This is a genomic window from Halomonas sp. AOP13-D3-9, from assembly GCF_052379125.1.
Classification (GTDB): Bacteria; Pseudomonadota; Gammaproteobacteria; order Pseudomonadales; family Halomonadaceae; genus Vreelandella.
Map to the genome: position 1 here is coordinate 94,470 of NZ_JBQSYH010000012.1, position 19,238 is coordinate 113,707.

Here is a 19,238-nt window from a genome sequence, read left to right on the forward strand (position 1 = left end):
TTGATGGCTAAGCCAAGGTCTCCACCTCAAAGGCCACAATCTGGCGCTGGGCGCTGGAAAACTCCACGCCGATCAGGTGGATGGGTTTGCCAGAGGCGCGGTGTTTATCGGCGTAGCCTTTGTGTTTGATCTGCGCCAGCGCTTTACCTTCCGGCAGCTGCTCAACCACCTTGAACTCGAACAGGTAGATATGCCCACCAAAATCCACGCTCATATCCACCTTACCGTGGTGGCTGGCATCCTCTACCGTCACATCCAGCCCCAGGGCCGCAAAATGGCTGTAAAAGATACTCGCATAATGCCCTTCGTAGCGGGCAATGGGATTGTTACGGTACCAATCGTGAGGGAGTCCAGCGTAGAGCGCTTTGAGGTGTGCTTCTAACCCGGCAATATCGTGCTGGCTTAAATGGCGAAACAGCGTACGGCGCTCACGTGGGGCGTTCTCGACCCCCAGTGACGGCAGCAGCGCATGGTTGAGGCTGGTTTCGACTTCGCGGTTAGGAAAGCCCAGGGTGTACTGGCGGTAGCCTACAAGGGGCTCTTCTACCTGCTGAATAGTCAGGTAGCCGGTTTGAAATAGCAGGCCTTCGGTGCTGATCTGATCCACATCAAACTGGCTGAGCAGTTCATACTCGGTTTCCCAATGATCCAACGAGGGGGTAAACACTCCGCGCTGCTTAAGAATGTCGACCAAAAATGTCGGCGTCGCAGACTCAAACCAGTACGGGCCAAATTCGCGTTTCTGAAACAGTAGCAGCACGTCAAAGGGGTTGTAGACAGAGGCTACCTCGCTGCCACCCCAGCGGTAGCCGTTATACCACTGGCGGATCGCCTCACGATCAAGACCGGGCAGCTCTGGGGCGAACACCGTATCGATATCTTCGTCGGTATAGCCGCAAATCGTACTGAAGGGGGCATCCAGGGTGATATCGTTTAGGTTATTCAATCCCGAAAAAAGACTGACCTTGCTGAACTTGGAAACACCAGTAAGCAACACAAAGTGAAGGTGTGGATCGGCGTCTTTAAGCACGCTGTAAAGGTTCTTCAAGCCCTCGCGCAGTTCCCGGGCGCGCTCGGGCGCTAAGATATTATCCAGAATAGGCTTGTCATACTCGTCAACCAGTACAACCACCCGCTGGGCGTACTGCTGGTGGGCGGCTCGGATGAGGGCGGAAAACTCACCCGGTATGTCGGTTTTATGGTGCTGAGTAATGCCAAGCTGTTCACGTTGAACCCTAAGCTGCTCACGAATACGCTCGTCTAACCCTTCACGGCTCTGCATCACGCCATCGGCAAAGCTAATACGAATCACCGGATAGCGCTGTTGCCAGTCCCACTTGCCGTGGATATAGAGCCCTTCAAACAGCGCCTGGCGACCTTCAAACAGGCAGCGCAGGGTGTCCAGCAACAGGCTTTTACCAAAGCGGCGCGGCCGCGAGAGGAAGTAGTATTTGTTCTGGTTAACCAGGCGCTCAATATGCGGGGTTTTATCGACGTAGTAATAGTCGCCCTCGCGGATATCCGAGAACGTCTGAATCCCGATGGGGAGCTTACGGCGGTGGGCATCCGTCACGGTGGGTCTCCAGGGCAAAGCAGCAATATAGTCAACAGTCTAGCATGCCCAAAGTTTGTACTGCCTAGTGACGAGATCGTTAGTGAATGGCGTATGTGGTTTCACTAGGTGAGGTGGCAAGATGAGTAGCAGAGAAAGCTGGATATCTATAAGAACGAGAGAATTTTCGAATGGTTAGCTTGTAATGAGGGTGCGAAGAAAGGTATGTGTGAGTGAATTTTTTATTAAATATAAATGATAATTATATAGATTTATTTTATATTTAATTCTCACACGCTCTTAAAAAGGGAACAGCTGCATGTTCAAGGGAAAATACGCTCTCTCCTGTCAGAGCGGATTGTTGGTTGCCACATTGGCTGCAGTGCCAACTTATTCTGCAGCCCAGGAGGAAGAATCGATCTCGCAATTGGAGAGCCTAACGGTAACCGCAGAAAGGGTAGGGGCGCAGGGCCCGGATGTAGGCTATCAGGCGGAACGTAGCCTAACGGCAACAAAAACAGATACTCCACTGTCCGAGACTCCACGCTCAATATCGGTGGTAACGCGAAACCAGATTGAGGATCAGGGGGCACAAACGCTGGGCAACATTTTGGATTACGTACCTGGTGTTAACAGTGCCAACTACCCTGGGGGGGATGCGCTGGCTGGTGATATTTTCTATATCCGCGGTATGAACCAGCGTGATTACGGATACGGTACCTATCGAGATGGTTTACGCGTGCAGTCTAATGCCTATGCCACTTCGGCCGAGCCATATGGCTTAGAGAGGGTTGAAGTGCTCAAGGGGCCGACATCGATTTTATACGGTGAAAACGTGCCCGGTGGCATGGTGAATTTGGTTAGCAAGCGCCCTACGTATGAACGACAGGGAGAGGTCAATCTTAGCTATGGTACCCATGACCGACGGCAGTTCTCCTCTGATGTGTCGGGCGCTCTGAATGAAGATGGCAGCGTTCGTGGTCGAATGGTGTCCCTGATTCGCGAGGCTGATACGCAAATCAATAGCATGGAGGACGACCGGATCTACTTTGCCCCTTCGCTGGCCATCGATCTGAGCGACAGGGATACCCTGACATTGCTGGGACAATATCAAAAAGACAGCACCGAGATTCAATTAGGGCTACCGGCGTCGGGTACTCTGCTCGACAATCCAGGCGGTAAATTGAGCACCGACACCAACCTAGGGCACCCTGACTGGGATGGCTTTGAGCGGGAATTTTGGACATTAGGTTACGAATACGAGCACCGCTTTGATAATGATTGGACGTTTCGCCAAAACGGGCGGTATACGCGATCTCTGGTAGATCGGCAGGAAACCTGGTTGCAGTTCGTTGATGCAGGTTACGGTTCTAACATTGGCGCCTATAATCTTGATCGCGCCAACGAGTCTAGAATCTACTCCATTGATAACCAAGTGGTCGGCAATGTGACCACCGGAGCGCTCGAAAACACTGTGTTGTTCGGCGCCAGCTTCGATAGGACGTCATTCGTACAGAGCCAGTATGCTAGTGACATCGCCAGTGGTGAATTCTATCTTATTGATATTTTTGACCCTCAGTATAGCAGCGAGCCGCAAACCTCCAGTCTCTCTAGTGATGGCGATCTAAAGCAAAATTTGGCCGGAACTTATGCTCAATGGCAGGGCAAAGTCGGCGGGTTGATTGCATTGGTGGGAGGTCGTTACGACTGGGCGGATAGTGAATACGATGATTATACCGCAGCTAATGAAGATACTCAGCGCTCCGACGAAGCATTCAGCTGGCAAACCGGGTTGATGTATCAGTTTGACAACGGCATCTCTCCTTACGTGAGTTACTCTACTACTTTCGTGCCGGTTCAACTTAACACTGAAGACAACTTCAAACCTATTACCGGCGACCAAGTAGAGCTAGGGGTGAAATACGAGCCGGAGGGTTGGAATACCCAGGTAACGGTTTCTGCTTATGACATCACTAAACAAGATGATGTTAGCTACGACGGCAGCTCCGGTGACTATCGCCAGATTGGTGAGACACAATCCCAGGGTTTAGAAGTAGAGGTTAAGAGCGATATTAACGAAAGCCTGAGCCTGACTGCTGCCTATAGTTATATCGATGCCAGGATTGTCGAAGATGCCGGTTCGCGTTTAGAAGATGAGCAAATTACAGGAATTCCGCGTCACCAGGCCTCTGTTTGGGCCAATTATACTTTCCGGCAGGGGGCATTGAACGGCCTACAAACTGGTCTTGGTGTCCGTTACCTAGGTAAATCCTACGCTTATCCTCCAGAAAGTCTTGATTACGGCACACTTGAGATAGGTAGTGAGACGCTAGTCGATGCGGCCATTGGTTATGATTTCGGCAATAACTGGAGTGCTAAACTCAACGCCAATAATCTTTTTGATCGTGAGTATGTGGCTCGCTGTAACAACGGAGGGCGTTGCTATTGGGGGGCCGAACGCACCGTACTGGGAACTGTGTCCTACGATTGGTAGCGCATAGGTACTGAAGGGGGGTTTTAATCGCTCGCGCCGCATCGCCTATCTTGCTGGCGGTGCGGCGCTTTCAATTAGATGGTTGGCAAGACTTTCGGCAAAATGCCTTGCGGCAGGTAGCCCTCCCCAAGACCAGTAGTTGGTAGGAATAATGAGATAGTTGCCTTCTTTCACGGTTGGTAAGTGCCGCCACTGGCCATCAGCGAGTAGTTGACGCTGTCCACCCGAAGGGTCGTAGGGGCTTTCAAGGAATATCATTTTAGCGTTGATGCTAAACAGGGACGTTGCGCTGACGGTCGTCATCCCCCACTGACCTAAGTCGCCCTGCCAGGCGTTCTGAAGGCCAAGGCGATTTAATACCATGCCTTCAACGCTTCCTTTGCCATAAACGCGGGCATGGCGCTCATCCACTAGCCGTACCATTAAAACAGGTTCGTCGATGCTGCTAAGCTGGCTTTTTAAGTCGTCAAAGTAACGGTTGGTTTGCTCAATGTACTGCTCCGATGCGGCAGCGTCATTGACGAGGGTACCCAACTGACGAGTCAACGCTTCAATCGTTTCCCAGTCGCTATGGTTGCCATCACCATCGGCATAGTTATAAAGCGGATACTCCATAACATCAGTAATTTTTCTTAGCCTCGGCAGTAAGCTGGCATGTGCGGGCGGAGAAATCAGAATATGCTGGGGAGGGTGGCTTGCTAGTAGTTCATAGTTAGGCAGGAAACGGTAGCCAAGGTTAGTCGTAGTGGGAATAACGCCACCTTGACGTGTGTAGGTTTCGTATCCCTTCAGACCCGCTAAAAACCTGGGAGGATGACCAATCGCGCTGAGTGTCTCTGCAATGGCGAAATCAAACGTTGCCAAGGGAGCTACGCTGTTTTCGTCATCTGCCAGTAACGCCTTACTCACTGATACACTGATTAGTAAGGCGACTGATAAAGCGACTCTTGCATGGCTTGCAGAGCGACTAAAAATACCATTTTTATGTTTCACAATGATGCCTGTGTTTTCATATAAATTAGCGTCATGAGGATAGTTAAATGTTCAACTTTGCAGAGTAAGCTCTGCTCACATGTCCATGCGTGGATAAGATTTTTGGTCATTTTGGTAAATATTAATCGTTATTATTTGTATTATGAATGGCTTATGGGTGAAGTCAATGCATGGCGGGCATCAGGAGGGGCAAGGAGAAAACGCCTTACGCATAGAAAGGGACAGAAGGACGTTATGTAGCCACTCGGTGAACCAGCATATCGTTATAAAAAGTGGATTAGCTCACACCGGTTGACTTACCCGATGGTAACGCAAATAATAATTGTTGCCATTTATTTCGTGGTGTTAATCAAGGCAGGAGGCCGTGCTGTGGATACCCAGACCTGGAGCGCTGAGTTAGAAGACATCTTCGTTAATCAGCGGCCCCGGCTCTGCTGTGTCGCCGCAAAAGTATTGGGCAATGCTGATCAAGCCGACGATGTTGTGCAGGATGCCTATCTGAAAATTTCAGAGGCGACCACGCTTTTTGAGGTAAAGCAGCCCATATCCTACGTGTCACGGGTGGTGCGCAATCTCGCCATTGACCGCTGCCGTCGTTCCGCGTTTGAGTCAGCGCTGTTTGCAAAAGCAGAGGAGGGGGATAACGCCTCTTGTGCATCACACTCACCTGAGGTGATTGCCATTGATCGCCAGGCATTGGCCCAGGTGGTCGAATCGTTGAACGAACTGCCAGAGCGTACGCGACGCGCCTTTGAGCTTTACCGTTCGGGAAACCATACCCAGCGGGAAGTAGCGCTACAGCTAGGTGTGTCTACCACGTCAGTTAACTTTATGATTCGCGATGCGCTGTCTCATTGCCACCAGTCGCTACAAGGTCGGTCGTTGCCAGATAAGTAAATCGGCGTTCCGTCCCCTCTTTGTTGTCGCTTTGTTACACTGTCAGCCAATAGCGTTGAGAATATCAGACGCTTCCATAGGCAGGTAATAAGCAGGCCGCAATAGCGAGGGTTGACAGTAACGATGGATAACGACAGCGGCGACGATGCCGTTTGGCAAACAGCGCTAGATTGGCTGATGCGCGAGCATGAAGAGACGTTGAGCGACGCTGATCGCGAAGCGCTGCATGCTTGGTTAGCGGCTTCTTCCCAGCACCGCCGAGTCTTTCATGAAGCAGAACAGCTCTGGATGCTAACAGGGCTGATCCCAAGCGGTGATGAGCGTAGCTGATAAGCCACTTTTTTACTCTCCTCCTTCGATTTTCAGGCTAACTCAATGGTCGCGAGCTAACGCTGCCTCCCGTCGGAGCAATTTTTAGCCTGGCAAGGGTAATGCTATGTCGACGCCCTAGCGACCCCTCCCCCTATTTTTTCTACTTTCTTCCTTTCCAGCATTAAATTTTCTGGTTCCTCACTCGTCACTAAGTAATGAGAAGCAATTGCGTTTTATTTCTCATTCCTTTGGCAACGATGAGGTTAATTCCATGACAAGCTGTTTTGATCGTGAAGATGGTGTCTTCCGCGTATTAGTCAACCACGAAGAGCAGTACTCCCTCTGGCCCGAATGGAAAGCGATCCCCGCGGGCTGGACCGATACTGGCGTGTTCGGCGATAAACCAACCTGTCTCGACTACGTCGAAAAAACCTGGACCGATATGCGGCCGCTCTCGCTGCGCCAGTGGATGGATGAGCAGGCCAACGCTGAGGCGGAGCAGGTGGATGCAGGTTAAGCGTTTAAGACTGCTCTGCCTGCCCTGCGCCGGGGCCAGCGCCACCATGTATCTGCGCTGGAAGCGCCAGTTGCCCGCCTGGATCGAGGTATATCCCGTCGAGCTGCCTGGGCGTGGTGAGCGACTGGGTGAGTCGCTTATCGATGACTTCGAGACCCAGGTGGTGCGGCTGTGCGAAGAGCAGGCAACGCGGATGCGCGGTGATTTTGCCCTGTTCGGCCACAGCATGGGGGCGCTGCTGGCCTATGGCATGGCGGCACGCTTGCGCGATGTGGGGCGCCCTCAGCCACGGATGCTATTCGCCTCAGGTAGCGCGGCGCCCTCAATGCGCGACTCAGAGCGCTTGGCGGGGCTTGATAACGATAAGGCCTTAATCGCAGATTTGCGCCAACAGGGCGGCACCCCAGAGGAGGTCTTCGAAAGCCCAGAGCTGCTGCGCCTTACCCTCGATATCTTGATGGCGGACTACCGCCTCTGTCGTAGTTTTCGCTATCGCGGCGGGTCGCCGCTTGCTTACCCCCTAAAGGTACTCGCCGGGCGTGAAGACGATATCGAGCAAGAGCGCCTGGAAGCGTGGCAGCGGGAAGCCGGCGGGGCGTTCTCTTTAGACTGGTTCGAAGGAGGGCACTTCTTTATTCGCCAGCAGCAACCGCAAGTGCTGAATACCCTAAAGCGGGCACTGGCCCGACGGCTTGAGGAGGTGCCTCATGCAGCGCCTGCGGTTAGCTGAAGGGGTGCCCGAAGGGCTTGAGGTATGGCGCTTAGCGCTCGACCTGAATGCCCCGGTAGCGGACGACGATGATCGTCTGCTGAGCCGGGCTGAGTGGCAGCGCGCCCAGCGGCTTCGCCATCACGCCGATGTCGTACGTGCCGTGGCGACACGCGCTGCCCTGCGACGGCTGCTATCCGCGCACACCGGTATAGCGCCAGAAAAGCTGGTGTTCACTCAGAACGCTTACGGCAAACCCGCGTTGGAAAACGTTGATGGGCCTGCTTTCAATGTTTCCCACTCTGGCCATGTCGCCCTTATCGCGCTCGCTCCCGGCGGCTCTGTGGGGGTCGATATTGAGCGTCGTCGATCCGATGCCGAACTGGCGCCGCTGCACGGGATGGTGCTATCGCCGAGCGAGCAGCGCGACCACATTCGCGGCGCCACGCTGCCCTTCATGGAGCGCTGGGTGGTTAAAGAAGCGGTACTCAAGACCTTGGGTTTAGGAATCGCTGACCACCTGCAAGCGCTCTCGGTTAGCCCAGCTGCAGTGCCGCCTGCTAGTTACTGCCTTAAGCACTCGCTTCCCGTGTCATCACCTCTGCAGGCATGGCCGCTGCCAGCGCCGAGTGGCTATGCCGCTGCCCTGGGCTATGCAAAGAGCTATGCCCAGAGTTAACGCTACTCAACGACTTTTTAGGAGATCAATAATGGACAGCCAAAGCGCAACACTAACGCAACAAACCAACGTCATATCCCAACGTCAGGGGCCTGCTGATTCGGAGCTGCCCATTATGATTTCCCCCACCTACCCAGGGCAGCCGCTGCTGGAAGCCTTTGGTGATTTGCGTGCGGATATTGAGTCACTGGTGACCAGAGTCGGTGGGGTGCTGCTAAGAGGTTTCGATGTTCCCTCCGTTGATGATTTTCAGCAGTTTGCCGCCGCTTTTGGTCATCCGCTGCTGAGTTACGAGTTCGCTTCTACGCCACGCTCAGCGGTGTCATCGGGTATTTATACCTCCACCGAATACCCAGCTCATCAACATATCCCACTCCACAATGAGCAGGCATACACCCGCGAGTGGCCGATGAAAATCTGGTTCCACTGTGTCACCGCTTCACCTGAGGGCGGTGAAACCCCTATTGCCGATAGCCGCGCCATTTACCGCCGTATGCCGGCAGAAATTCGTGAGCGATTCGAACCCGGCATTCTCTACGTACGCAACTACGGCGATTTTGATATGCCTTGGCAAAAGGTGTTTAACACCGAAGACCGCGCCGAAGTGGAGGCATTCTGCCAGCGTGCGGGGATTCGTTGTGAATGGAAACCCGATGGCGACCTGCGTACTACCCAGCTATGCCAAAGCATAGAGACTCACCCAGTCACCGGTGAGCAGGTGTGGTTTAACCAGGGCCATCTTTTCCATGTCTCCAACCTGCAGCCAGAAGTGCGTGAATCGCTAGAAGAGCTGCTTGACCCCGAAGACATGCCGCGCAACGTCTTCTTTGCCGATGGCAGCCCCATTGACGATGCCATTTTTGATGAGATCCGCGGCGTCCTGGCCGACGAAACGGTGATGTTCCCCTGGCAGGCGGGCGATGTGCTGATGCTCGACAACATGCTGGTCGCCCATGCGCGCACGCCGTTTAAAGGGCCGCGCAAAGTCGTCGTCGCCATGGCGGAAGGGCACGGCAACCTCTCCAAAGACTGAAGATAACGGCTCAACCCCACGGCCAGGAATTCCAGCAGGTACGCATATGAATATTAGGCACGCCCAGACAACGTTCAGTAGCTCGCCCCACAATGGTGTTTCTAACAACTTTGTAAAGCATTTAAGTCGCTTAGCCCAGGAAAGGCCCCATGACAGGGCGCTGATTGTGGTGAACGCCCAAGGTGATACCACCCTTGATTACGCCACCTTGGAGCGGCGTTCGCGTGCCCTGGCCAGCGAGCTCCAGCAGCGGTTCCCGGCGGGTGAGCGTGCCTTGATCCTGCTGGATAACGATGAGCACTACGTGGTGGCATTCTTCGCCTGCCTGTACGCCGGGGTGATTGCCGTGCCGGTCTTCCCGCCGGAGTCGGCCAAACAGCAGCACCTGGCACGTCTGCTCGCCATTGCCGCCGACTCCCAGGCTGCCTGTGTGCTTACCTCTACGACGATTATCGATGTGGTCGCATCGGCCAGCAAGGGCTTCGGTAGCGCCGAACTGATCCCCGTGGACGCCGTAGATGAGAGCCGCGCTGAACACTGGGTCGAGCATCGCCCCAAGCGCGATGATATCGCCTTTTTGCAATACACCTCAGGCTCCACGGCCACGCCAAAAGGCGTCATGGTCAGCCATGGCAACCTAATGGCCAACGAGCGCGCTATCGAGACAGGTTTCTCGATTGGTGCTGATGATGTCTTCGTTAGTTGGCTACCGCTTTACCACGATATGGGGCTGATCGGCGGCCTGCTGCAGCCTATCTATAGTGGCATTCCCGCCGTGCTGATGAGCCCAACCTTCTTTCTGCAGCGGCCGGTACGCTGGTTGGAAGCGATCTCGCGCTTCCGGGGTACCATCAGTGGTGGCCCCGATTTCTCCTACCGGCTGTGCCTTGATCGACTTCGCGACGAACAGATTGAGACACTCGATTTATCCAGCTGGCGGGTCGCGTTCTCAGGCGCCGAGCCGGTACGCCACGCAACCCTCTCTGGCTTTATTGAACGCTTCCGCCCTGCGGGCTTTTCTGCTGATACCGCAGCCCCTTGCTATGGTCTAGCTGAAGCCACGCTGCTGGTTAGCTGTAATTCGCGCGGTACGGGCGTGGTGGGCACGGCTTTTTCGCAACAATTGCTGGCCCAGGGGCAGGCGTCCTCAACAGCCGAAGGCAATACCCTGGTGGGCTGTGGCACGCCGCAACCCCATCACGCTATCGATATTGTCGATCCCGTGGGGCTTCACTCGCTGCCCGAAGGTGACGTTGGCGAGATCTGGATCAATGGGCCCAGCGTGGCACATGGGTATTGGCACAACCCTGAAGCCACGGCCAAAACCTTTGTTACCCGTGATGGCGTTAGCTGGCAACGTACCGGGGCTCACGATAGCGACGCTCACGATGCCGAAGCAGAAGGCCATAACGCCCAAGACGATCGCTGGCTACGCACCGGCGATTTAGGCTTTTTGCACCAAGGGCAGCTGTATATCGCCGGGCGTATTAAAGACCTGATCATTCTGCGCGGCAACAACGTCTACCCCCAGGATATCGAGAGCGCTATCGAGGCGGAAGTGGAAGCCGTGCGCAAAGGGCGCGTGGCGGCCTTTGCCGTGACCACGCCGGAAGGCGCTGAAGGGATCGGCGTTGCGGCAGAAGTCTCCCGGGGTATGCAGAAGCTGGTACCCGCCGAGAAGTTGATCGAGGCGCTAAGGGAGGCGGTGGGATCCGCTTGCCATGAGCCGCTTTCTGTCGCGCTACTACTCAACCCCGGTGGCCTCCCCAAAACCTCCAGCGGCAAGCTACAGCGCAGCGCCTGCCGCCAAGGCTGGGAAGCGGGCAGTCTTGATGCCTACGCCATTCACGCCTTTGGGCATTTTGTCAGCGGCGGCGACGATGGGGACGCTAGTGGTGGCGAGTCATCACAATCTCTCGTGGAATCTGGGAGCGAAACGGAGCAGACGTTAGCGACGCTCTGGCGCCAAGTGCTGGGAGACAACAAGGAAACGCCGCTGGGAAGTAATGCTCACTTCTTCGCCAGCGGGGGGAATTCGCTGGCGGCGGTTCGACTAGCCGCCGCCATCAGTGATCACTGGGGCATCGAACTATCGCTGCACGCACTGTTCGAGCAACCGCGCTTGTCTGCCATGGCTAAAGCTATCGAAGCATGCCTGGCGGCATCATCGGATCAACGGGCGCTGGTCATCCCACGCCTTGAAGATGCTCAACGTCAAGGCGATATAACGCTGTCAGAAGGGCAGCGTAGCCTATGGCTGACGTGGCAACTCGACCCCCAGAGCGCTGGTTACAATATGGCAGGGGCACTGCACCTCAAGGGGGTGTTGAACCTATCAGCGCTCAATGCAGCGCTGGAGGCGTTGGTTCAGCGCCATGACATTTTACGTACTTACTATCCCTTGAGTGAGGCGGGAGAACCTGTTCAGCGGCTAGCGCAGGACTGGAGTCCTGAGCTGATCTGTAACGAGATGCCCGGTGATACTGTGGTTGAACAGGAGCAGGCACTGCATGACGCACTCACTCAACTGGCGCGGCAGCCTTTTGATCTTGAACAGGCGCCTCCCTTAAACGTCGTCCTCTACCGCTTGTCCACGGAGCACCATGTGTTAGCTGTCGTTCAGCACCACATTGCTGGCGATGGATGGTCAGTACAGGTGCTCATCGATGATTTATGCGCACTTTATGAGGCCGCCTGCACACCGCGAGATGTCAAGCTTGCACCACTGCCAATACAGTTCGCAGATTATGCGGTTTGGCAGCAGCGTCAGCAGCATAGTAGTGAGCGGCAGAGCCAACTTGCTCACTGGTGTGAACGCCTCGCCGGGGATCATCTCCCGCTGGCATTGCCGTTGGATCGTCCACGCCAAGCGCTGTCCGCACCGAGTGAAGGCCAATTGCGCTTTACGCTTACCGATGAGTTGAGCGAGCGGCTACGTAGCCTAGCTCGTGAACGAAGCGTTTCGCTCTACGCCGTGATCTTGGCACTACTAAAGCTGACCCTGCATCGCTTTAGCGGTGAGACAGATATCAAGGTAGGGGCCCCCATTGCCAGTCGGCATAAAGCCGAGCTTCAGGGCTTGATTGGTTACCTTATCAATGTCGTTGTGCTGCGCACTCAGGTTGATCCCACCACGAATTTCGAACGTCTGCTGGCGGAGGTGAATGCCACCCTGATTGATGCCCAACTGCATCAGGATGTCCCTTTCGATCAGTTAGTCGAAGCGCTCCAGCTCGAACGTCAACCGGGTGTACATCCACTGTTCCAGGTGAAGTGCACTCAGCAGGAAATGTGGCAGGCGGATCGCCACGTGGCTGGCCTGACCGTTCAAGCTGAGCAGGTATTCACGGGCATTGCCCACTTCGATCTGAGTCTCGATTTTTGCGATGAGCCTGAGGGAATAGCAGGTCTATTCGCCTACTCCGCAGAGCTGTTCGATGCCGCTACGATTGAGCGTTTCTGTCAGGCATTCCGGTGCCTGGCTGAGCAGGTCGTCGCTGATCCGCAGTCTCAAACGGAGATGTTGGCGCTACCCGAGCCTATCTCCGTGCTGGAAGGCAACCAAAGCGAATTTCTTGCTCAGGATATACCTACCCTGCTGTCGAAAGCGGTGGCAGCTAATGCTGAGGCGTTAGCCGTAGACGATAGGCAGTACCGTTATACCTACGCCATCCTGGATGCCCAAGTCCAGCGTCTGTCCCAGGCACTGGTCGCACAGGGCGTTGGCCCCGAAGTGCGTGTTGCCATTCACGCCGAGCGTTCGTGTGAATACGTACTCGGCATTCTCGCCGTACTTAAAGCCGGTGGGGCCTTCGTGCCCCTGGATCCGCAACTGCCAACGGAGCGTTTGGCTTATCAACTGGCGGATAGTGGCGCTCGCTTAATGCTGAGCTGCACAGCTTGCGACTGGAGTGGTGACGTTCCGGTAATGGCGCTGGCGTTTGCCGAGGATATTCCTGCGTCAGTAGAGCATGAACGGCCCGTTATCCATCCTCAGCAGACGGCCTATGTGATCTATACCTCTGGCTCCACGGGCAAGCCCAAGGGAGTGGCGGTGAGTCACGCTGCTCTAGCCAATTACGTGCAGGGGGTACTGGAGGCGCTGGCGCTACCAGAGGATGCCCGCAATATGGCGATGGTGTCGACGGTGGCGGCGGATCTGGGGCATACGGTGCTGTTTGGTGCCTTGTGCACCGGGCGCACTTTGCACCTCATTTCCCCCGAGTGCGCCTTCGACCCGGATGCCTTTGCAGCTTATATGCGTGAACAGCAGGTGGATGTGCTCAAAATTGTGCCTAGCCACATACGTGCGCTGTTGAATGCTGCAACCCCGGCGGATGTACTTCCGAGCGAACGCCTGATCCTGGGCGGCGAAGCGACCGACTGGGCGCTACTGGAGCGTATAGCCGAACTCAAGCCAACCTGCCAGGTGCTTAATCACTACGGCCCTACGGAAACCACGGTCGGTATTCTCACCCAGCAGGCCGACATAGCCGATCGAGGTGCCAGCACACTGCCGATCGGCACGCCGCTGGCCAATGCTCAGGCCTATGTGCTCGATCCCTGGCTTAATCCGGTGCCGCAAGGCGTTGCTGGGGAGCTCTACTTGGGTGGCCCAGGGTTGGCTCAAGGCTATCTAAAGCGCCTGGGGCAAACGGCGGAACGTTTCGTTGCCAGCCCCTTCCATGCAGGCGGACGGCTCTATCGCAGCGGTGACCGTGTGCGCCAACTGGCCGACGGTAGCCTGGAGTTCCTTGGCCGTGTGGATGACCAGGTCAAGATTCGCGGTTATCGGGTGGAACCGAGCGAGATCGCTGCCCTGCTGCGCGATCAGCCGGGTATTGCGGAGGCCGAAGTCGTCGCGCGGGAGAACGAAGAAGGCCGCACACAACTGTACGCCTACGTGGTGATGGCAGCCGGGAGCGACGTCGATGACGACGCGTTACTCACGCAACTAGGCGAGCGCGTGCCGGACTATATGGTGCCCAGCGCCATGGTACGGCTGGATGCCATACCGCTAACCGCCAATGGCAAGCTGGATCGCAAGGCGCTGCCTGAACCGGTGCAAACCGGTAGTGGCAAAGCCTTTGAAGCTCCCCAGGGAGAAGCAGAGGAGGCGTTGGCAGCGGTCTGGGCCGATGTGATCGGCTGTGAGCAGGTGGGTCGTAATGACAACTTCTTCGAACTGGGTGGCGACTCCATCCTCAGCCTGCAGATCGTCGCGCGCTCGCGCAAGCGTGGCTACAAGGTAACGCCCAAGCAGTTGATGGAAGGGCAGACCGTTGCCGCCGTGGCGGCGATGGCCACGCCCTTGGCGGCTGCCGCCCCTAAACAAGCGGTTGCGCCCGATAAGGTGGCCCCCTTCGCACTGCTGCCGGTACAGCGCTGGTTCTTCGAGCAGAACTTTGCCGAGCCACACCATTGGAATCAGTCGTTGATGCTGGAAGCGGCCAGTGATGTAGATGCCGCGCGGCTACGGCGCGCCATTGAGGCAGTGGTCGATCCTCATGGCGCTTTGCGGCTGCGCTTTGAGCGCATTGGCGATAGCTGGCAACAAGCCTATAGCAACCTAGCCGATGATCTCTTCGAGCACCTCGACCTGAGCGATCAGGCGGATCCAACGCAGGCTATCACCCAGGCCGCCGATGCTGCGCAGCGCAGCCTGAGTTTGGCGCGGCCGTTCCGTGCCATCTGGATGGCACTGGGAGGTGAGCGCGGCGGGCGACTGCTGCTAGTGGCCCACCACCTGGTGGTAGACGGCGTCTCGTGGCGCGTGATCCTCGATGATCTGCAAGCGGCCTACACGCAGTTAAGTGCAGCAAAGGCGCTCGATCTGCCACCAGCCACCACCTCGCTTGATGAGTGGGCGCGCGCCCTGGCCGACTACGCCACATCGGAGGCGTTGGCTGAGCAACGCTCCTATTGGGAAGGTCTTGTCAAAGAGCCGGAGCCTAGCCTACCGGCACAGAATCTCCAGGGCAGCAACACCGTTGCCGATACCGCATCGCTTGCTGGCTGCTTGTCTACTGAGGCGACCACGCAACTGCTGGGGCCGGTGCATAAAGCTTATCGCACCCAGGTGGATGATTTACTTCTCACGGCACTGTCGAGCGCCCTGTGCCAATGGGCGGAGCGAGACAGCGCACTGATCGAACTGGAAGGCCATGGCCGCGAAGACCTGTTCGATAATCTCGATCTCAGTCGCAGCGTGGGCTGGTTCACCTCCCTCTACCCAGTTCGCCTGAGGCCGGGTAATACGGAGCCGGGTTCGAGGCTAAAAGCAATCAAAGAGCAACTTCGCCAAGTGCCCGACAAGGGGCTCGGCTACGGCGTGCTGCGCTATTTGAAAGAGGAACCCGCGCTGATGGGCGGAGCCTACCCCCAGGTCACTTTCAATTATCTAGGCCAGTTTGACCGCTCCCTGCAGGACGATTCGGCCTGGCGGCTCGCCAAAGAGAACGCCGGGCAACCCCGCGCGGCGCAAAGTGAGCGCCGTACCTGGATTGAGGTGGTGGCCTGGGTTCAGGAGGGCCAACTGCGCTTTGACTGGCATTACAGTCGTGAGATTCACAGCGAGGCAGCGATACATGCCTTGCAAGCAAGCTTCCAGGCGCAACTAGAGGCATTGATTGAGCACTGTGACAGCGGCGTTCGTGGCGCCACGCCATCAGACTTCCCGCTGGCGGGGCTGAGTCAGGCGCAGCTGGACGGCTTGCCTGTTGCCACCGATCAACTGGTGGATATCTATCCGCTGTCACCACTTCAGGAGGGCATGCTTTTCCACAGCCTCTACGATGACCAGGGGGTGGCCTACCTCAACCAGTTGCAGGTGGAAATTAGCCACCTGGATGTCGAACGCTTCCGGCGTGCCTGGCAAAACGTACTCGGGCGCCATGAGATATTGCGTAGCGGCTTCCTGGAGCCCGCTGGAACGCCGCTGCAGTGGGTAGCACGCACCGTCGAACTGCCGTGGTTCGAAGCGGATTGGCGCGAACGAGCGGATCTATCAACGGCGCTTGAGAAGCTGGCCGAGGAGCAACGGGCGCCATTCGACCTGACGGCGCCGCCGCTGATGCGTCTGGCGCTGGTTAAAGTCGCAGACTCCCGGCACTGCCTTATCTGGACGCGCCACCATCTGCTGCTGGATGGCTGGAGTACCTCGCAACTGATGGGTGAGGTACTGCGCTGTTACGCCGGGGAGGCGCTGCCACCTACAGAGGGGCGCTATCGCGATTACATCGCTTGGCTACAGCGCCGTGACGCTCAGGCCAGTGAAGCCTACTGGCGTGACCAATTACAGCATCTCGATGCGCCTACGCATCTCGTCAGTGCCATGCCTAGACCCCATGAAGCGCAAGCAGGGCATCAAGAGATCATCCTGTCACTGGATAGCACGACCACTCAGCGACTGGAGAATTTCTCCAAAGCGACTCGCATAACGCTCAATACGCTTATGCAAGGCGCCTGGTCGCTGCTGGTGGCCCGTTACACGGGGCAAGATAGCATCTGCTTTGGCGCGACCGTAGCCGGGCGACCTGCGGAGCTATCGGCGGCAGAGCAGTTGATCGGCCCCTTCATCAATACCTTGCCGGTGATTGTCTCACTGGATCCCTCGCTTCGGATCGATGAGTGGTTGCGCCAGTTACAGGAACAAAACTTGGCGAGTCGCGAACATGAGCATACGCCGCTTTACGACATCCAACGCTGGGCGGGGCAGGGTGGCCAGTCGTTGTTCGATAGTTTGCTGGTGTTCGAGAACTATCCCGTTGATGCAGCATTGCATCAGAACCTGCCGGGCGAGCTGGCATTTGGCGAAGTGGTTAACCGTGAGCAAACCAATTATCCCGTAACCCTAGCCATCTTCCAAAAGGAAACATTGGAGCTTTGCTGCAGCTATTCACGATCAAAGCTAGACGATTCCACTGCTGCGCTATTGATCCAACATCTGGTTAGAGCGCTTGAGCAGTTGAGTGAGTCGGCTACTCGACCAGTCGGGGAAATCGAGTGGCTAAGTGATGAAGAGCGACAGCAAATTGCAGCCTGGAGCGTCAATGGCGAGCACTATGCCAAGACCGACCCGATTCATCATCTGATCGAACACCGCGTCGAGATAACCCCAGAGGCCACGGCGCTAGTATTCGAGGATCAGTCACTCAGCTACGCCGAACTCAATACCCGTGCTAACCAGCTGGCCCACTATCTGATTGGCCTAGGCGTAAAACCTGAGACGCGGGTGGGTATCGCTGTTGAGCGCTCCATCGAGATGGTGGTGGGGCTGTTGGGTATTCTCAAGGCGGGTGGTGCCTATGTGCCGCTGGATCCGGAGTATCCCGCCGAGCGGCTGGCCTATATGGTCGAAGACAGCGGCATCGAGTTGCTGATTACCCAGCAGCATTTTCGCGATACGTTGCCGGTAGGTGAAAGCCTGAGCGTGATTGAGCTGGATCAGTTGGATGTGACGCATCATGCGACAACCAACCCACTGGTGGCACTGCATGGTGAACACCTCGCCTATGTGATTTATACCTCTGGTTCTACCGGGCGACCCAAGGGGGCGGCCAACCGCCACCATGCGTTTACTAACCGCCTACAGTGGATGCAAGAAGCTTACGACCTGACGGCTGACGATGCGGTGTTGCAGAAGACGCCATTCAGTTTCGATGTTTCTGTGTGGGAGTTCTTCTGGCCGCTGATGCAGGGGGCACGACTGGTAATGGCGCCGCCGGGAGCCCACCGCGAACCGGCACAGCTGGTCGAGCTAATCCGTAGCCACAAGATCACCACGCTGCACTTCGTGCCGTCAATGCTGCAGGCCTTCCTGGCCCATGGCGAGGTCGAGGCCTGCACCAGCCTGACGCGTCTGGTATGTAGCGGCGAAGCGCTGCCGGCTGAATTGCAGAACCAAGTATTTGCTCGGTTGCCTCGCACGGGGCTCTACAACCTCTATGGCCCCACCGAAGCGGCTATTGATGTTACCCACTGGACTTGCCAAGACGATGGGCGCAATCAGGTAGCGATCGGCCAGCCAATCACCGGTATCCGCACCTACGTACTGGATGGCGATCTTAACCTGGCACCGACTGGTGTCGCTGGGGAGCTCTATCTCGGAGGCATTGGGTTGGCACGGGGCTACTTGCACCGCCCAGACCTTACCGCAGAACGTTTTGTCGCCGATCCTTTTGTACGGGGAGAACGCCTCTACCGCACCGGCGACCTGGTGCGCTGGCGGGAGGATGGTCAGATCGAGTACCTGGGCCGCCTCGATCATCAGGTGAAAATCCGTGGCTTGCGGATCGAGCTAGGTGAAATCGAAGCTGAGCTATTAGCTCAGCCGGAGGTTCGCGAAGCGGTGGTGGTCATTCAAGAAGGCCCCGGTGGTTCTAGGTTAGTCGCTTATGTGGTTCCCCAAGCTGATAGTGAACTCGACACCAGCTCACTACGTGAAGCGCTGGGGCAACGACTGCCGGACTATATGGTGCCGGGAGTACTGGTCACGCTCGATGCGTTACCACTGAACCCCAACGGCAAGGTGGATCGCAAGGTATTGCCTGAGCCGGATTTGGCTAATAACTCACAATATGAGCCGCCCGAGGGAGAAATAGAAGAAGCGCTGGCAGAGATCTGGTCTGAAGTCCTTGGCGTCGAGCGGGTGGGGCGTCATGACAACTTCTTCGACTTAGGGGGGCACTCGTTATTGGCTCTAAGAGTGCAAGCCAGAGTGGAAGAACATTTCTCTATACGACTTCCCCTGCGCATCTATTTCGAGCAAGCCACTTTGGTCTTGATGTGTGAGTCCATTCAGGAATGGAGTGAAGGCGTGAAAGAGGAAGAGGGCGCACAGCTCGAAAAGATGGCGGCCCTATTAGACGGTATGGAGAGCTGATATGGAACTCAATAAACGCATCATTGCTGAACGATTTTCTCATCTTTCACGGGATAAGCAGAGTGCATTTCTTAAGGCTTTGAGGCAGCAGGATATCGACTTTTCTAAGTTGCCCATCATCCGTCGAAAGAGCCAAGAAAGCTGCGAACTCTCCTATGCCCAGCTTCGC

The 19,238-nt window shown here is 56.2% G+C and carries 10 protein-coding genes; 8 read left to right on the forward strand and 2 right to left on the reverse strand.

What is annotated here, in order from left to right:
* Nucleotides 1–7 precede the first annotated feature (7 nt).
* Nucleotides 8–1,573, reverse strand: a complete 1,566-nt coding sequence (locus tag ACT3UM_RS14655; protein WP_498899972.1) for an ATP-binding protein — start codon at nt 1,571–1,573, stop codon at nt 8–10.
* A gap of 298 nt (nt 1,574–1,871) precedes the next feature.
* Here ACT3UM_RS14655 and ACT3UM_RS14660 point away from each other — a divergent pair, with 298 nt between their 5' ends.
* On the forward strand, nt 1,872–4,046 hold the full coding sequence (locus ACT3UM_RS14660) for a TonB-dependent siderophore receptor (protein ID WP_498899974.1): 2,175 nt from the start codon (nt 1,872–1,874) through the stop codon (nt 4,044–4,046).
* 45 nt (nt 4,047–4,091) lie between these two features.
* On the opposite strand, the gene ACT3UM_RS14665 is transcribed toward ACT3UM_RS14660, so the two are convergent.
* Complete coding sequence (locus tag ACT3UM_RS14665; RefSeq protein ID WP_498899976.1) at nt 4,092–4,955, reverse strand: ABC transporter substrate-binding protein; 864 nt, start codon at nt 4,953–4,955, stop codon at nt 4,092–4,094.
* A 453-nt stretch (nt 4,956–5,408) separates the two neighbouring features.
* On the opposite strand from ACT3UM_RS14665, the gene ACT3UM_RS14670 reads away from it, so the two are divergent.
* From ACT3UM_RS14670 to ACT3UM_RS14700, 7 genes are all read left to right on the forward strand, one after another.
* The gene (locus tag ACT3UM_RS14670; protein ID WP_498899978.1) at nt 5,409–5,936 is read left to right on the forward strand and encodes an RNA polymerase factor sigma-70; all 528 of its coding nucleotides are present in this window, start codon (nt 5,409–5,411) and stop codon (nt 5,934–5,936) included.
* A gap of 123 nt (nt 5,937–6,059) precedes the next feature.
* Nucleotides 6,060–6,266, forward strand: coding sequence for a DUF4880 domain-containing protein (locus ACT3UM_RS14675; protein WP_035577080.1), 207 nt, complete (start codon nt 6,060–6,062; stop codon nt 6,264–6,266).
* A gap of 253 nt (nt 6,267–6,519) precedes the next feature.
* Nucleotides 6,520–6,765: an MbtH family protein gene (locus ACT3UM_RS14680; protein ID WP_498899980.1), complete on the forward strand. Its 246-nt coding sequence runs from the start codon at nt 6,520–6,522 to the stop codon at nt 6,763–6,765.
* Nucleotides 6,755–7,495, forward strand: coding sequence for a thioesterase II family protein (locus tag ACT3UM_RS14685; protein WP_498899982.1), 741 nt, complete (start codon nt 6,755–6,757; stop codon nt 7,493–7,495). The genes ACT3UM_RS14680 and ACT3UM_RS14685 overlap by 11 nt, the downstream gene beginning before the upstream one ends.
* Nucleotides 7,473–8,153, forward strand: a complete 681-nt coding sequence (locus tag ACT3UM_RS14690) for a 4'-phosphopantetheinyl transferase family protein (protein WP_498899984.1) — start codon at nt 7,473–7,475, stop codon at nt 8,151–8,153. The genes ACT3UM_RS14685 and ACT3UM_RS14690 overlap by 23 nt, the downstream gene beginning before the upstream one ends.
* A 31-nt stretch (nt 8,154–8,184) precedes the next feature.
* Nucleotides 8,185–9,186 (forward strand): TauD/TfdA family dioxygenase, encoded by a 1,002-nt coding sequence (locus tag ACT3UM_RS14695; protein ID WP_498899986.1) that lies wholly within the window; start codon nt 8,185–8,187, stop codon nt 9,184–9,186.
* Nucleotides 9,187–9,232: 46 nt separating this feature from the next.
* On the forward strand, nt 9,233–19,069 hold the full coding sequence (locus ACT3UM_RS14700) for an amino acid adenylation domain-containing protein (RefSeq protein WP_498899988.1): 9,837 nt from the start codon (nt 9,233–9,235) through the stop codon (nt 19,067–19,069).
* The last annotated feature ends 169 nt before the right edge of the window (nt 19,070–19,238 follow it).

Coding starts and splice junctions, on each gene's coding strand:
- ACT3UM_RS14660 (WP_498899974.1), top strand. CDS start 1,872: ATGTTCAAGGGAAAATACGCTCTCTCCTGTCAGAGCGGATTGTTGGTT.
- ACT3UM_RS14675 (WP_035577080.1), top strand. CDS start 6,060: ATGGATAACGACAGCGGCGACGATGCCGTTTGGCAAACAGCGCTAGAT.
- ACT3UM_RS14680 (WP_498899980.1), top strand. CDS start 6,520: ATGACAAGCTGTTTTGATCGTGAAGATGGTGTCTTCCGCGTATTAGTC.
- ACT3UM_RS14685 (WP_498899982.1), top strand. CDS start 6,755: ATGCAGGTTAAGCGTTTAAGACTGCTCTGCCTGCCCTGCGCCGGGGCC.
- ACT3UM_RS14690 (WP_498899984.1), top strand. CDS start 7,473: ATGCAGCGCCTGCGGTTAGCTGAAGGGGTGCCCGAAGGGCTTGAGGTA.
- ACT3UM_RS14695 (WP_498899986.1), top strand. CDS start 8,185: ATGGACAGCCAAAGCGCAACACTAACGCAACAAACCAACGTCATATCC.
- ACT3UM_RS14700 (WP_498899988.1), top strand. CDS start 9,233: ATGAATATTAGGCACGCCCAGACAACGTTCAGTAGCTCGCCCCACAAT.